This window comes from Janthinobacterium sp. PSRC1-1, from assembly GCF_049897525.1.
In the GTDB taxonomy this organism is placed as follows: domain Bacteria; phylum Pseudomonadota; class Gammaproteobacteria; order Burkholderiales; family Burkholderiaceae_D; genus Janthinobacterium; species Janthinobacterium tructae.
Window position 1 is genome coordinate 519,795 of the sequence record NZ_JAFCWK010000004.1, and the last position, 13,942, is coordinate 533,736.

The window sequence follows — 13,942 nt, forward strand, 5'->3', positions numbered from 1 at the left end:
CCGCATGCGCACGCAGGAAGCGCTGGCCGCGCATCTGCGCGCCATCGCCCGCGCCACGCCGTGGTGCATGCAAGCGCTGCACGCCGTGGCGCAGCTGGGCTTGTCCCACTGTTGCATCGGCGCCGGCGCCGTGCGCAACCTGGTGTGGGACGCCTTGCATGCTTACTCACAACCATCGGCATTGAGCGACATCGACGTGGCGTATTTCGATGCGCACGATTTGCTTGCGGAAAGCGAGGTGCAACTGCGCCAGCGCCTGGCAACTTTGCTGCCCGGCGTGCCGTGGGAGGTATGCAACCAGGCCCGGGTGCACCTGTGGTTCGAAGCTGAGTTTGGCTACGCCGTGCCGCCCTTGCGCTCGCTCGACGACGCCATCGCTACCTGGCCCGAATTTGCCACCTCGGTTGGCGTCTGGCTGCAGCCTGACGGCGAGATCGGCATCCTCGCGCCGCATGGCCTCGATGACCTGTTCAATATGGTGGTGCGGCGCAACCCGGCGCGCATCAGCGCAGACGGCTATGCGCAGCGCCTGGCCAGCAAGGACTATGCGGCGCGCTGGCCACGCGTCACCATCATCGCCTGATTCGATGCAGTATGGATATAGATTGCCTATAATTGCCAATTATCCAATAGTGCTCTCCTGATCCCATGTCCTTTTTGATTTCTTCGCCGCTGCGCCGCCTCGGCCTCCTGTTCTGCCTTTCCTCCGCCCTCATGGCGTCCGCCGCCTGGGCTGACAGCTACACCGATTTTCAGCAAGCCAGCGGCCAGCTGGAAGCGCTGATGGCCAAGGCGACGCCGCACAGCGGCTTGCCGCGCCTGCGCGATCCTGCCGTGGCGCAGCTGTTTTCCCACATCGCCGCCGGCCCGCGCCTGTTCCAGGCGCCTGTCGCCGCGCTGCAGGACGTGAACCAGAGCGTGGCCGTGTGCGAGCGGGCGACCAACCTGGGTAAGGCGTATTACACGTTTGGCCTGCAATTGCCGCTGCCGCTGTCCGGCACCGAGCTGCAGCAGGCGCGCAAGGAACAGGTGACGCAGAACCTGGCCAATTATGGCGATGAAATGGCCGCCCTGTTTGCCTTCGGCGTGCATTGCCATGCGCACTTGATCGGCTTGATGGAAGCCGAGTTCAGTACGCAGCCGGCGCAGGACGTGAGCGGTGCCGAGCGCATGCGCGCCCGCGCCTTCAGCAAGGGATCGAGCACCATGTTTGCGAACGTGGTGCAATTCGTGCAGGTGCCGTTCTGGAATGTGGCGCAAAAGAAACGGATGCTGGCAACGGCCGCGCAGCACGCCACGGCGAATGCCAATCTGATGGCGCCACCGTTGCGCGAGCGCCTGCTGACCAGCCTGGCCGATGCGGACAAGGATCTCGATCCATCCCTGGCGCCGGCGCTGGCGACGATACGCCAGGCACTGGCGGTGACGACGTGTACCGGCCTGTGCCAGTACTACTGACCTGGCTTACTCTGCGGCTTCCAAGGGTTTGTTGCGCTGGCGCCAGCGCAGCAAGCCCCACGCATACATGGCGTAGTAGCCGATGACCAGGCCATAGGCGGCCATGGTCAGCGGGCTTTGGCCGAACGGTGGCGGCGGTACGGGCACGTCCTGGCGCGTGTTCAGGTAGATTTCCATGCCGCGGTACAGCAGGCGGGCGATGAACAGCATCGTGATGGCCAGCCCCAGGTAGCGGTGCTGGGTAAAAAAGAAATCTTTTCCGACTTGCTCGAAGCGCGTCAGCTTCAAGCCGAGCACGCCCAGCCAGCCACCGGCCAGCGCGGCCGCGCCCAGGCTGGACAGGGGCAGGATGTCGAATTTCGTCGTCGTCGCCAGGAACAGCAGCAGCGCGGGAAACGCGATCGCCACGCTCCAGTGGCGCCACAGCTGCGACTTCTGGCGCGCCACCAGTTTCTTCAGGCGCGAATAAATACGCCAGACCAGCAGCGGGACCAGGAACAGCAGGGCGAGGGTGGTGGTTTCCATGTAGGCAATCGGGTGCGGGTAAAACAGCGATTGTAAGCGAGATGGGGGCGGGCGGCGATGCTTGTCAAACGGTAAAAGTTGCTGGTTGACATTTACATGGCATGAACGCACTATGCCTTGTCACAATGCACCGCCATGAGCGGTGCGGTGCATTCTTGTCACCACCTTCATACACTGGAGTTTCATGTCTACTCGTTTGCCTTTGCTGCCCATCACTGTCGGCCTGTTGGCCTCGTCTTCCCTGGCCATGGCGCAAGATGGCGCTTATCAAGCCCCGCCAGCGCCCCTGCAAGCCATCGTCGATGCGCCGCGCGCGCCGACCCTGAGCCTGAGCCCGAAACGCAACCTGGCGGCCGTGCTGCCCACGCCATCCTTGCCCGGCATTAGCGAAGTGGCGCAGCCGGAACTGAAGCTGGCGGGTTTGCGCATCAATCCGCGCACCTATTCGGCAAGCCGCTTCAGCTTCCACACGGGACTGGGTTTACTCGACATCGATACGCAGAAGGAAATCAAGGTCAGCGGCTTGCCTGTCTCGCCCCGCATCGCCGACCTGGCCTGGTCGCCCGACCAGCGCTACCTGGCGTTTACGCATGTCGCCTATGCCGATCCCGCCAAGGGCGTGAAGGAATCGGGCGTGCAATTGTGGCTGCTCGACGTGCAGACGAAAGCGGCGCGCAAGCTGGCCAGCGCGCCCCTGTCGACCGTGTATGGCCGTGGTTTTTCCTGGATGCCGGACAGCAAGACCCTGCTGGTGCAGCTGAAGCCGGCCAAGCTGGGTGGGGCGCCCGTGGCGAGCGGCATCCCGACGGGGCCGTCCGTCCAGGATAGCGTGCCGGGCGGTGGCGTCAAGCAATTGCGCACCTATCCCGACCTGTTGAAGAACGAACAGGATGCGCAGCTGTTCGAACACTACATCACCGTCCAGCTGGCCTTGCTGGACGTGGCGGGCAAGCAGCGCCTGGTGGGCCAGCCGGGCCAGTTCTCGCGCGTGTCGGCCTCGCCCGATGGCAAGCACCTGCTGACGACCCGCATCGTGCGTCCGTATTCGTACATCGTGCCGGCGCATGACTTTGCTCACCAGATCGATGTACGCGACCTGAATGGCAAGGTGGAGCATGCGGTGGCGGCCCTGCCGCTGGAGGAAGGGCTGCCGCCAGGCAATGACGCCGTGTCCGCCGGCGTGCGCTCCGTCAGCTGGAGGGTCGATGCGCCCGCCACCCTGGTGTGGGCTGAAGCGCAGGACGGCGGCGATCCGGCCAAGGCGGCGGAGATCCGCGACATCGTCTATACGCAGGCGGCGCCGTTTACCGACAAGCCGGCCGTGCTGGCCAGGCTGGGTTCGCGCTATGCGGGCGTGGCCTGGGGCCGCGGCGACCTGGCCCTGCTCAGCGAAGCGTGGTACAAGACGCGCGCCGTCAAGCAGTGGAAGATTTCGCCAGATCAACCTTCCACGCCAGCCGACCTCGTGTATGCGGGTTCGTTCGAAGACCGCTACAACGATCCGGGCCAGCCCGTCATGCGCGCCGATGCGGCCGGCTTGCCGCGCCTGCTCATCGCCGCCGATGGTTCCATCCTGCTCGACGGCCAGGGCGCCTCGAAGGACGGCGACCGTCCCTTCATCGACCGCCTGAACCTGGCGACGAAACAGAAGCAGCGCCTGTTCCAGAGCGCCGCGCCCTACTATGAAAACGTGGTGGCCGTGCTGGACGAGGACGGCAGCCGTTTGCTGTCGACGCGCGAGTCGCCCACCGAGCAGCCGAATTACTATGTGCGCAACCTGAAACAGCAGGGCGAGGCGCAATTGACGGCCCTCACGCACTTCCCCCATCCGCTGCCGCAATTGAAGGACGTGCAGAAAGAGCTGATCCGCTACAAGCGCGCCGATGGCGTGGACTTGACGGCCACCCTGATGCTGCCGCCGAACTACGACGTCAAACGCGACGGCCCATTGCCGACCCTGATGTGGGCGTATCCGCAGGAATTCAAGACGGCCAGCGCGGCCAGCCAGACCAAGGGCTCGCCGTACAAATTCAATGCCGTCAGCTACTGGGGCCCGGCCGCCTTCCTGTCCATGGGCTACGCCGTGCTCGACAATCCATCGTTCCCCATCGTCGGCAACGGCGAGCAGGAGCCGAACGACACCTATCTGCCGCAGCTGGTGGCCGATGCCGAAGCGGCCGTCGATGAAGTGGTGCGCCGTGGCGTGGCCGACCGCAACCGTATCGCCATCGGCGGCCACTCGTATGGCGCCTTCATGACGGGCAATTTGCTGGCGCACACGCGGCTGTTCCGCGCCGGCATCGCCCGTAGCGGCGCCTATAACCGCACCCTGACGCCGTTCGGCTTCCAGGCGGAAGAGCGCTCGTTCTGGCAGGCGCCGGCCGTCTACCAGGCCATGTCGCCGTTCAACTATGCGGACAAGATCAAGGATGCGCTGCTGATGATCCACGGCGAGCAGGACAACAACTCGGGTACTTTCCCCATCCAGAGCGAACGCATGTTCCAGGCCGTCAAGGGACTGGGCGGCACGGCGCGCCTGGTGATGCTGCCGAACGAGAGCCATGGCTACCGCGCGCGCGAATCGATCATGCAGATGCTGTATGAAAGCAACAACTGGCTGGAGAAATATGTGAAGAACGCCGCGCCGCCGGCCGCCGACGTCAAGCCGGCAGCGAAATAAGGGGCGCGCAGGGCAGGTGGCGCACATCTCGTGGTATGGTCTTCTTTTGTCTGCAGGGAGGCCAGCCATGTCCGTCATCCACGCCCACCGCGCGCCCGACCCGGCGCCTGTCGATGAACCCATGCCGGCGCCGGAGCCGCAAGAAGCGCCCGGGCACCATCCGGGGCCCGCGCACCCGGTGCCGCAGGACGATCCGGTGCCGCACCCGCACCCCAGTTAATCTCAAGAAAGGCTGTTTCAGATGGCAATTGTCAAGGAAGTCTACACACGCAAAGTCAGCGGAGAATCGTTTGACTATGAACTCGATTACACCCAGGGCGCGGACGTGGCCTGGATTGCGCGCGTGTACCACGATGGCGTGCTGAAAGGCTCGCCGCACGGCGCGCTGACGGCCAACGTGCTGTCCGGCCCCGCGCTGGAGCAATACCTGCGCGCCTACGTCGAAGGCATGATCGAGCGGGGGCTCGACGTGGCCGAGTAAGCTGTTTGCTGCAGCCAAACAAAAGGGCGCCGAGGCGCCCTTTGTTGTTTCTGGTGGTGTCGGATTACGCGGCTGCGCCGCTAATCCGACCTACGCACATGCACGTGGTCCGTAGGTCGGATTAGCGCGGCAACGCCACGCGTAATCCGACAACATTGTTGGCCGCCACTCTAATCAAATGCCCACGTGTACAACACGTCCAGCGCATTGTTGGTGCCGGTCTGGAATTGCAGGGTGATGCGGCGGTTCAGCTTGTAGCGCAGTTTCACCAGGCTCGTCGCCGTGCTCGTGCCTTGCTCGAACGTCAGGTAGGCGCGCGAGGACAGGCGTTTGCCGACCGTGACAACCGTGCTTTCCAGCCCCTTTGCCTGCGACAGGCCCACTTCGTCGAGGCCCAGCGAATTGGCCAGCTTGCCTTGCAAGCCGCCGCCGGAGCCGCCGAAGAGGGCGCCTGCGGCCGTCGTCAGCAGGGCCATTTCATCGCCGGCCGCCGTTTCCGCGCCGTGGCCGAGGATCAGCCAGGCCAGCTTGTCGCTGTCCGAGACGCTCGGCGTGGACACCAGCTTGGCCGTCGGCGCCTGGGCCGTGCCGCGCACTTCCACGCCCGCTTCCACATTCGTTTCCGACAAGGCTTCGCCCTCGGGGCGCTTGCGCACGGCGAGGATATTCAGCGACGGGTTGTCGTAGGCGCCCGTGAAGGCGATCAAGCCCCGTTCGATCGACAGTTTCTGCCCGTAGGCCGCGTACTGGCCGTTGGTGACCTTGATGCTGCCCGTCACGCGCGGCGCGGCGCGGTTGATGACGCGGGCACGCACATTGCCCGCCAGGTCGGCGTCGAGACCCATGCCGCGCAGGTGGAAGGCATTGCCCAGGTCAAATTCCAGGTCGATATTCAGGGGCAGTGACGGCGCTTCCTTGCCGCCCTTGACCTCCTTGCCCAGCACCACCACGTCGCTGCTTTGCGTCGGGGTATCTTGCGGCGCCAGTTCGATCAGCGCGCGGTTGGCCTTGAACTTGCCTTCGAAGCTGAAGCGCTTGTCGTTGCGCACCAGGGTGCTGTTGCCCGACAGGATCAAGGTGCGGTCGGGGCGCGACAGCGCCTGCAGGCGGTCGGCCAGCAGTTTCAGTTCCAGGCTCGCTTCGCCATTCGCAAAGCGTACCCAGCCATCTGCCTGCACCTTGCCATCGCCGCCGTCAAAGCTCAGGCGCTGCAATTGCAATTGATCGCCGGCCAGCTTGGCTTGCAGCACGCCATTGCGCAATTTCAAGCCCTGGTCGGCCCAGTTCACCAGCAGCTTGCTGCCGTTGATGTCGCCATTCAATTGCGGCGCGCCGATGGTGCCGCTGCCGGACAGGGCCACTTTCAAGGCGCCGCCCAGCTCCAGGCCTGGCTGGCCCGTCAGCGGCGCCAGCCAGGCCAGTGTATCGATGCTGGTGGTGCCCGTCAGCGAGAGGGCGCTGTCATTGCTGATGCGCCCGTTCAGCATTTGCACGGTGGCATTGATATCGCTCTGGCCTGCGCGCGCGCCGTCGAGTTTCACGGCCAGGCGCAGTTGCTGGTTGGCCACATCGATGCGCGCATCGAAGGTGCGCAATCCCAGCGCCAGCGGCTGTTCCACGCCCACCGTCACGTCGCCTTTTTCGCGGTAGATGTGCAGCATGCCGGCCAGGGACGGGTCTTTCTGCTTGGCCGTCGGCACTTGCATGTCGAGCGACCATTGCGCACCCAGGGTCAGGTCGCTGCGCGCATTGGCTTGCAGCGAGGGAATCACTTGCGCCAGATAGGTCAGCGCCACGCCGGCCGCCTGGCCGGAACTGTTCCAGCGGGGGCCGTTCTTGACCAGGCTTTGCATGGTGATGCTGCCTGCCGGCAATTTGATGACGGTGTTGCCCACGCTGATCTGTTCCGGCTGGCCCAGGCCCGCCACGCCGCTGCCGGCCGGACCGGCCACTTTCACGGGCACGGGCGCTTGCAGCACCAGCGCATAGCGGCCCTTGTTTTGCAGGCTGTCGATGCTGCCCGTCCAGCTGGCGCCGCTCTGGCTGCCGCGGATGTGCACGCTGGCGTCGACATCGTCGTTGCGCGCCGCCAGGCTCACCGTATGGCTGCCGCGCGTGCCGGAGGTACTCAGGCGTGCGCTGCCCAGCTTGAAGGTGGGCGTGCTGTAGCCGGTAATCTCCAGGCTGCTGACCATGGGGTCGAGCGCGCCCTGGCCGGCGCCCACGCTGGCGCTGCCCTTGATGGATTTCAATTGCTGCTCGCCAAAGAAGGTCAGGTCACGGCCATCGAGGCTCAGTTGCGCGGCGGGCGCGTCCATCTTGCCCGAGACGGAGCCGGACGCCTGCAGCACGCCGGCAAAGCGGGGACCGAGGGTCGACAGTTTCGGCGCATCGAGTTTCCACGTCAGCTTGTCGGTGGCGCCGCCCAGCGCGCCCTTGGCCAGCAGGCTGTTCGGCCCCAGGCGCAGTTCCGCATCCACGCTGTCGATGCGTTTCGCGTTGGCCGACAGCTTGGCGTAACCGGCCAGCGGCGCGTTTTGCAGGGTCGATTCGCGCAGGGCCAGGTTCAGGGCCACCTGCCAGTCGCTCGTCAATCGTCCGCTGCCGTTGAAATCCGCATTCACGTTGCCGTTGGGTAGGGATGCGCCAAAGGCGGCCGGGTTGATCTTTTGCAAGGAACCCGTCATTTTCAGTTCCGCTGCCTGCTTCGGACCCGTCAAGCCCACGTCGCCGCTGGCATGGATGGCGCTGTCCGGCGCGGGGCGCTTGCCGCTGGTCAGGCCCAGTCCCTTCGCATCGGCAACAAAGCTCGTGCGCGGCTGCTGCAAGGTGCCCTGCACCACGCCGCTGGCCAGCACGCTGCCCAGCAAGTCGCTTTTCAGGGCGGAGAGTTGCCGCGCATCGACATTCCAGTTGAGCTTTTCGCCGGCGCCGCCAAAGTTGCCCTTGGCCGTGAGATTATTCTTGCCCAGCGCCAGTTGCACATCGATACCGCTGAAATGGGCCGCATCGGCCGTCAGCTTGCCCTTGCCCGACAGGGGCTGGTCGAGCAGCTTGCTGGGGCGCACGGTGAAGTCCGCATTCGCCAGCCATTGCGGGGCCACGTGGCCGTTGGCGCGCACGTCGAGGTTCAGGTCGGCCACGGGGAAGGCGCCGAAGTCGGCGGGATTGAGGCGGCTGGCGCTGGCCACGGCCTTGAACGGTTGTTCATCCTTCAGGCTGATCTGGCCCGTCGCGTTCACGCTGCTTTTGCCTGCTTGCAAGGTCGCCTTGCGCAATTGCACCAAGGAATCGGCAAGCGTCGCTTCCACGTCCAGGCGCAGCTTGGCTTCACCGAGCCTGGCGCGCAGGGTTTGCGTCTTGCCGTCGCTGTCGAGCACGATATCGCCCACGATCCTGGTGCTGTTGATGCTGCTGTAGATATGTTGCAAGTCGATCTTGTCGGTGTGCAAGGTCAGCTGCGCATTGCCGATGGGTGCATCAACGGCGTCGCGGTTGAGCTTGCCGCTACCCGTGAATTTGCCCGCGTTGCCGAAGTCGATGATGGCCGACTCTAAAGTGGTGGCCGTCAGGGTGCCGCCCAGGCGCGCTTCGAACTGGCGCAGCGGCAGCTTTTGCTGGTCGATGGGCCCCGGCGTGGCGTGGTTGAGGATGGCCAGCTTGCCCGACACGGTTTGCTTGGTTGGCCGCGTGTCGATGGCGGCATCGAGTTCCAGGCTCAGATCCGCCTGCGGCAGGGTCGCGTCGAACTTGCCCGGATTGATGTTGCGTCCACGGATGTTGGCCGAGCGCAGGATGATGACGGGGTCGAACGGCGCCAGCGCCAGCTGGGCATCGGCCGTGGCCGCGCCCGCGCTGCCCTTGGCCGTCACGTTCAGCACATTCAAGTCGCCGCCCAGTTGCAGGGCCAGGGCGGCCGGCTTTTCACCGGCGGCGGGGGTGAGCTGCGTCAAGCCGGCTTTGCCGCTCAGCTTGAACGGCTGCGTGGCGGCGATGGTCGCGCTGGCCGTGGCCTGGCCGAACGGCGTCAACGCCGAGGCGTCTTCCAGCTGCCATTGCGTCTTGTCGCCCGACAAGGTGAAATGGATTTTTTCAAACACCGTGTTGCCGCCCGCGCTCACCAGCGTGACCTTGTCCAGGCGCGCGTCGGCAATGCCGATTTTAAAAGGCGAGGCCAGGCTGGCGGGCATCGTCGACGGTTCCTCGGACGGCGCCGTGCTGGTCACGGACAGGCTGGCCACGTGCAGTTCGCTGATGGCGATGCCTTCCGAGAAGAACTGGAACGGCGACCAGTTGATGTCGATATCGTCGGCCGTGATGTGCTGCGTCTTGCTGCGGTAGCTGACGTGGCCCAGGTGCATGCGGTTGTACAGCGAGCCGGACACGCCCGACACTGCGATGTCGCCGCCGCTGGCGCTGGCCACTTTTTGCACCAGCATCTGCAAGGTCGATTCGCGGCCCAGGAACCAGAAGGCGCCACCCAGCAGCACGGCCAGGCTGGCGACGGCGATCAGTACGTAGCGCACCCAGCGGCGCGGTTTTTTTGCCGGCGGTGGCGGCGCGGCGTCGTGGGACTCGGTAGTAATATCGGACATCAGAAAGTGAATCCCAGAGAGAAGTGCAAACGGTATTTTTGAACGGCGTGGCCATACGCCACGTCGACATTGATGGGGCCGACGGGGCTCTTGTAGCGCCCGCCCAGGCCGTAGCCCGATTTCGGCGTCATGGCCGCTTTGACCGTGTCGGCCGCGTTGCCGGCGTCATAGAAGGCGGCAATCGCCCATTTCGGCTTGAACCAGTACTGGTATTCGGCGCTGCCGGTGAGCATGTAGCGCCCGCCGATGGTGGCGTCGCCTTCCTTCACGCCCAGTTCCTGGTAGCCATAGCCGCGCACCGACTGGTCGCCGCCCGCGCGGAACAGGTAGACGGCCGGCACGCCGCGTTTTTCCTTCGAACCGAGCGCGCCCATTTCGCCGCGCACGATCAGCTCGCCTTTTTCACCGAGCGGACGGTAATACACGGCCTTGCCGGCCACGCGCACGAAGCGCTCGTCCGTCAGCACGGGCAGCAGGGCGCCGCCCACCTGGGCATTGATGACATAGCCCCTGGTGGGAAACAGCAGACTGTCGAGGCTGCGCTTGGTGATGGCATAGGTCAGGGGCAAGCTCTTGCTGCGCGTCTGTTCCAGGCCCACGACCGTCTTGTCTTCGCTGAGGAACTCGAACGTCAGGCTGCGTTCGAGGTTGGTGCCGCCCCAGTTGCGCTTGGCCGAGATGGTGGTGACGGCCGTGATTTCATTGGAAATGTCGCTGCGCTCGAACGAGGCGCCGGCGCTGTCGTTGTAGCCGCGTTCGGTCGTTGGAAAGTAAAAATTGGCGTGCGCCGCCTGTTTCTTCGTTTCCATGGTGATCGCGCTTTTGAAGCGCGTGCCCCACACGTTCAGGTTGTCATAGTTGAGCTGGGCGCGATTGCCCGTATTCGTACTGAAACCGAGACCGGCGCTGACGTTTTGCTGCTTGTTTTCCGTCACGCGCACGACCAGCGGCAGCAGCGGCGCGGGGCCGCGGTTGGCGGGCTTGGCCCCGGCGCTGGCACCTTCGGCCTCGGCTTGCTGGCTTTCCTGGCCCGCCTCGATCTGCTCGCCCAGGATGCTGCTCATGTCGGCACTCACTTCCACGCTGGCGAAGTAGCCCGTGTCCTGCAGGCGCGCCTGGAACGATTGCAGCGCCGATTCGCTGTAATAGTCGCCCGGGCGGATCTTGTCGAGGTTGCGGATGATGCTGGCATCGTAGCGCTTCAAGCCTTCGATGCGCAGCTCGCCAAAGCGCAGTTCAGGGCCGCTGTCGAGCACCACCAGCAAGGACACCTTGTGCGTTTCCGGATCGACCACGGCTTGCGTGTCGACCAGCTGGGCACGCGGGTAGCGCGTCTGCACCACTTCGCGCAGCAGCGCGCGCTTGGCCGATTCCCAGTCGGCCTGGCGGAACACGTTGCCCGATTTCAGCGACCAGCTGCGCTTCAGGGCTTCCGTGTCGAAGGGCTCGGAAGCGGCCAGCGGCGGCGTGGGGTCGAAGCCGCGCAATTCCAGCTCGACCTTGTCGATGGTCACCGGTTCGCCCGGGTCGACGTCGACGATGACGACGGGTTTGGCGCCCGTCGTATCGACGCGCACCGTGACGACGGGCGTGTAGTAGCCGGCCGTGGCAACGAGGTTTTTGGCTTGCTCGGGCGTATCGCGCACGAGGCGCTGCAATTGTTCGCGGTCCATGCGCGGGTTGCCGCGGAAGCGCTCCAGGTCCAGGTTTTTTTCCAGCAACTCATCGAGGTCGCCCGGTGCGTTTACCTTGACCTCGTACTGCAGCGGCGCGGGTGCCGCTTCCGTGGCGCTGGCGCTCTCTGGAGCAGCATCTTGCGTGGCCTCCTGGGCGCCGGCATGGGCGATGGGGAACAGCAAGATGGCACCGCCGGCGGCCGCCAATGTCAGTTGCCCCATTACTTTTGTCACTACTTGTGCCAAAATTCGTGGTCGTATCGCCTTGCCGGCAGCCGTATGCCGTATGGGTCGTGCAGAAAACATGGTGCTCCAGATGAGTAAATGCTGACTGCATGTTACCGGAATAGGTAAACTGATGGCGGACGAATAAGTATTTTTTGCGCGGGGAATCACGTTTCCCCGCGCACGATTGCAACAGAGTAAAACTGAAAAGAAAGAAATTATGCTAGCAACGGACTCCGCACTGGTGCTCTTTAGCGGTGGACAAGATTCCACCACCTGCCTGGCCTGGGCCTTGAAGCACTATAGCCGCGTCGAAACCATCGGCTTTGACTATGGACAGCGCCATGCGATCGAGCTGACCGTGCGTCCCGGCGTGCTCGAACAGATGCGCCAGCAATCGCCCGAGTGGGACAGCCGCCTGGGGCAGGATCACATGATCGACCTGTCCCTGATTGCCGCCATTTCCGATACGGCCATGACGCAGAACGTCGAGATCGTCATGCAGGAAAACGGCTTGCCGAACACCTTCGTGCCTGGACGCAACTTGCTGTTCATGACGGTGGCCGCCACCGTGGCGTATCGCCGCGGCTTGACGGTGCTCGTCGGAGGCATGTGCGAGACGGATTTTTCCGGCTACCCGGATTGCCGCGACGATACGATGAAGGCCCTGCAAGTGGCGCTGAATCTGGGCATGAATACGCGATTGAAACTGGAAACGCCGCTGATGTGGCTGGACAAGGCGCAAAGCTGGGACCTGGCGCAAGACCTGGGCGGCCAGCCGCTGGTCGACCTGATCCGCAGCGGCACGCACACGTGCTACCTGGGTGAGCGGGGGCAATTGCACGACTGGGGCTATGGCTGCGGCACGTGCCCCGCCTGTGCCCTGCGCGCGAATGGCTACCAGCAATACGCGGCGAGGAAGGCAGCGAAATAAGCAAGTTGTAGTAAGTTGCGCCGTTTCTTCAAGCGGCGCGGCAGGGGGACAAGCCATGCTGTGGTTTTTGCCACAGGAGCGTCTTGCCATGAAATCCCTCTTTGCCGCGCTGTACGGCCCCGTGTTCTGGGCCGGCTTCATCGGCGCCGCCAGTTGCCTGATCGCCGCGTGCCACGCTTCTCTCTGGCTCTTGCCGCCCTTGCTGCTGCTGGCCCTGCTCACCTCTTTTCTTGCCGAACGTTATCTGCCATACGATGGCGCGTGGAACCATGCGCACGGCGACGGCTGGCGCGACGTGCTGCACGCGCTCGTCAACGAGGCGCTGTACCTGCCGGGCCTGGCTGCTTTTCCCCTGCTGGCCGGGCACCTGGCGTTGGGCGCATTCTGGCCGGTCCAGCTGCCGTTCTGGGCACAACTGCTGCTGGCGATCGTCATCGCCGACTGCGGCATCACGCTCGTGCATTACCTGAGCCACCGTTCTTATTTTCTGTGGAAACTGCATGCCGTGCACCACAGCGTGCAGCGCCTGTACGGTTTGAATGGCTGGATGAAACACCCGCTGCACCTGCTGCTGGAAGCGGCGGGCGGCATGCTGCCCTTGCTGTTGCTGGGCATACCCGAGCATGTCATGGCCGTGCTGGCGTTTGCCGTGGCGATCCAGCTGTTGCTGCAGCACGCGAATGTCGACATGCGCATGGGGCCGCTGCGCCATGTATTCGCCTGGGCGCCGCTGCACCGTTTCCACCACATGAAATACGGCACGGCCGGCGACGTGAATTTCGGCCTGTTTTTTACGTGCTGGGATCGCCTGCTGGGCACCGCCTTCGATGCGCCGGGCTACCGCATGCGGGGCGAGGACCTGGGCATCGGCAGCCGGCCCGATTACCCGGTGGCCTACCTGCCGCAACTGATCGAACCGTTCCGCGCGGAAGAGGGCGTGCGCGCGCCCGAATTGCCGGCGGACTTGCGTAAAGCCATCAATCGAGCAGCTTGACGTCGAGCCGGCGCAAGCTGCGGTCGGCGCGCACGCCGAACAGGCTGCGCATGGTGCGCGAAAAATGCGCCGCATCGGCAAAACCGGCGCCGTGGGCCGCATCCGTCAGGGTGCTGCCGAGCAAGATGAAACGGATGGCCAGGCGCAAGCGGCGCCACAGCACCAGGCGCCGCACGGGCAGGCCCAGCTGGGCGCTGAACAGCCGTTCCAGCTGGCTCAGCGACAAATGCGCCGCCTCGGCCACGGCGGCCGCGCTGACCTTGCCCGACAGTAGCGCATCGACCTGGTCCAGCGCGCGCTGCACGCGCGCGTCGGCCAGCTGCTCGCGCGGCTGGGCCTGCAGCGCGGCGGCCAGGATGTCGAGTTTGGGCACG

General features: G+C 64.6%; 10 protein-coding genes. 6 read left to right on the forward strand and 4 right to left on the reverse strand.

Going from position 1 to position 13,942, the window contains the following annotated elements; genetic code table 11:
• Positions 1-4: 4 nt before the first annotated feature.
• Both ACP7DW_RS11675 and ACP7DW_RS11680 read left to right on the forward strand, forming a co-directional pair.
• Positions 5-583 carry a nucleotidyltransferase family protein gene (locus ACP7DW_RS11675; protein WP_426054876.1) on the forward strand — a complete coding sequence of 193 codons (579 nt, stop codon included), beginning with the start codon at positions 5-7 and terminating at the stop codon, positions 581-583.
• Between the two features lie 65 nt (positions 584-648).
• Positions 649-1,458 carry a hypothetical protein gene (locus ACP7DW_RS11680; RefSeq protein WP_426054875.1) on the forward strand — a complete coding sequence of 270 codons (810 nt, stop codon included), beginning with the start codon at positions 649-651 and terminating at the stop codon, positions 1,456-1,458.
• A gap of 6 nt (positions 1,459-1,464) precedes the next feature.
• Here ACP7DW_RS11680 and ACP7DW_RS11685 read toward each other — a convergent pair whose 3' ends face one another.
• On the reverse strand, positions 1,465-1,983 hold the full coding sequence (locus ACP7DW_RS11685) for a hypothetical protein (protein ID WP_426054874.1): 519 nt from the start codon (positions 1,981-1,983) through the stop codon (positions 1,465-1,467).
• 184 nt (positions 1,984-2,167) lie between these two features.
• On the opposite strand from ACP7DW_RS11685, the gene ACP7DW_RS11690 reads away from it, so the two are divergent.
• A complete protein-coding gene (locus ACP7DW_RS11690) occupies positions 2,168-4,663 on the forward strand; it encodes a prolyl oligopeptidase family serine peptidase (RefSeq protein WP_426054873.1) in 2,496 nt (831 codons plus the stop codon).
• 241 nt (positions 4,664-4,904) lie between these two features.
• A complete protein-coding gene (locus ACP7DW_RS11695; RefSeq protein ID WP_034753464.1) occupies positions 4,905-5,144 on the forward strand; it encodes a hypothetical protein in 240 nt (79 codons plus the stop codon).
• A gap of 170 nt (positions 5,145-5,314) precedes the next feature.
• Here ACP7DW_RS11695 and ACP7DW_RS11700 read toward each other — a convergent pair whose 3' ends face one another.
• Positions 5,315-9,739, reverse strand: a complete 4,425-nt coding sequence (locus ACP7DW_RS11700) for a translocation/assembly module TamB domain-containing protein (RefSeq protein WP_426054872.1) — start codon at positions 9,737-9,739, stop codon at positions 5,315-5,317.
• Positions 9,739-11,637: an autotransporter assembly complex protein TamA gene (locus tag ACP7DW_RS11705; protein WP_426055189.1), complete on the reverse strand. Its 1,899-nt coding sequence runs from the start codon at positions 11,635-11,637 to the stop codon at positions 9,739-9,741. The genes ACP7DW_RS11700 and ACP7DW_RS11705 overlap by 1 nt, the downstream gene beginning before the upstream one ends.
• Before the next feature lie 223 nt (positions 11,638-11,860).
• Here ACP7DW_RS11705 and queC point away from each other — a divergent pair, with 223 nt between their 5' ends.
• The gene (gene queC / locus ACP7DW_RS11710) at positions 11,861-12,574 is read left to right on the forward strand and encodes a 7-cyano-7-deazaguanine synthase QueC (protein ID WP_096233648.1); all 714 of its coding nucleotides are present in this window, start codon (positions 11,861-11,863) and stop codon (positions 12,572-12,574) included.
• A gap of 88 nt (positions 12,575-12,662) precedes the next feature.
• A complete protein-coding gene (locus ACP7DW_RS11715) occupies positions 12,663-13,568 on the forward strand; it encodes a sterol desaturase family protein (protein WP_426054871.1) in 906 nt (301 codons plus the stop codon).
• Here ACP7DW_RS11715 and ACP7DW_RS11720 read toward each other — a convergent pair.
• Positions 13,552-13,941: a helix-turn-helix domain-containing protein gene (locus ACP7DW_RS11720; protein WP_426054870.1), complete on the reverse strand. Its 390-nt coding sequence runs from the start codon at positions 13,939-13,941 to the stop codon at positions 13,552-13,554. The genes ACP7DW_RS11715 and ACP7DW_RS11720 overlap by 17 nt on opposite strands.
• Position 13,942: the final 1 nt, after the last annotated feature.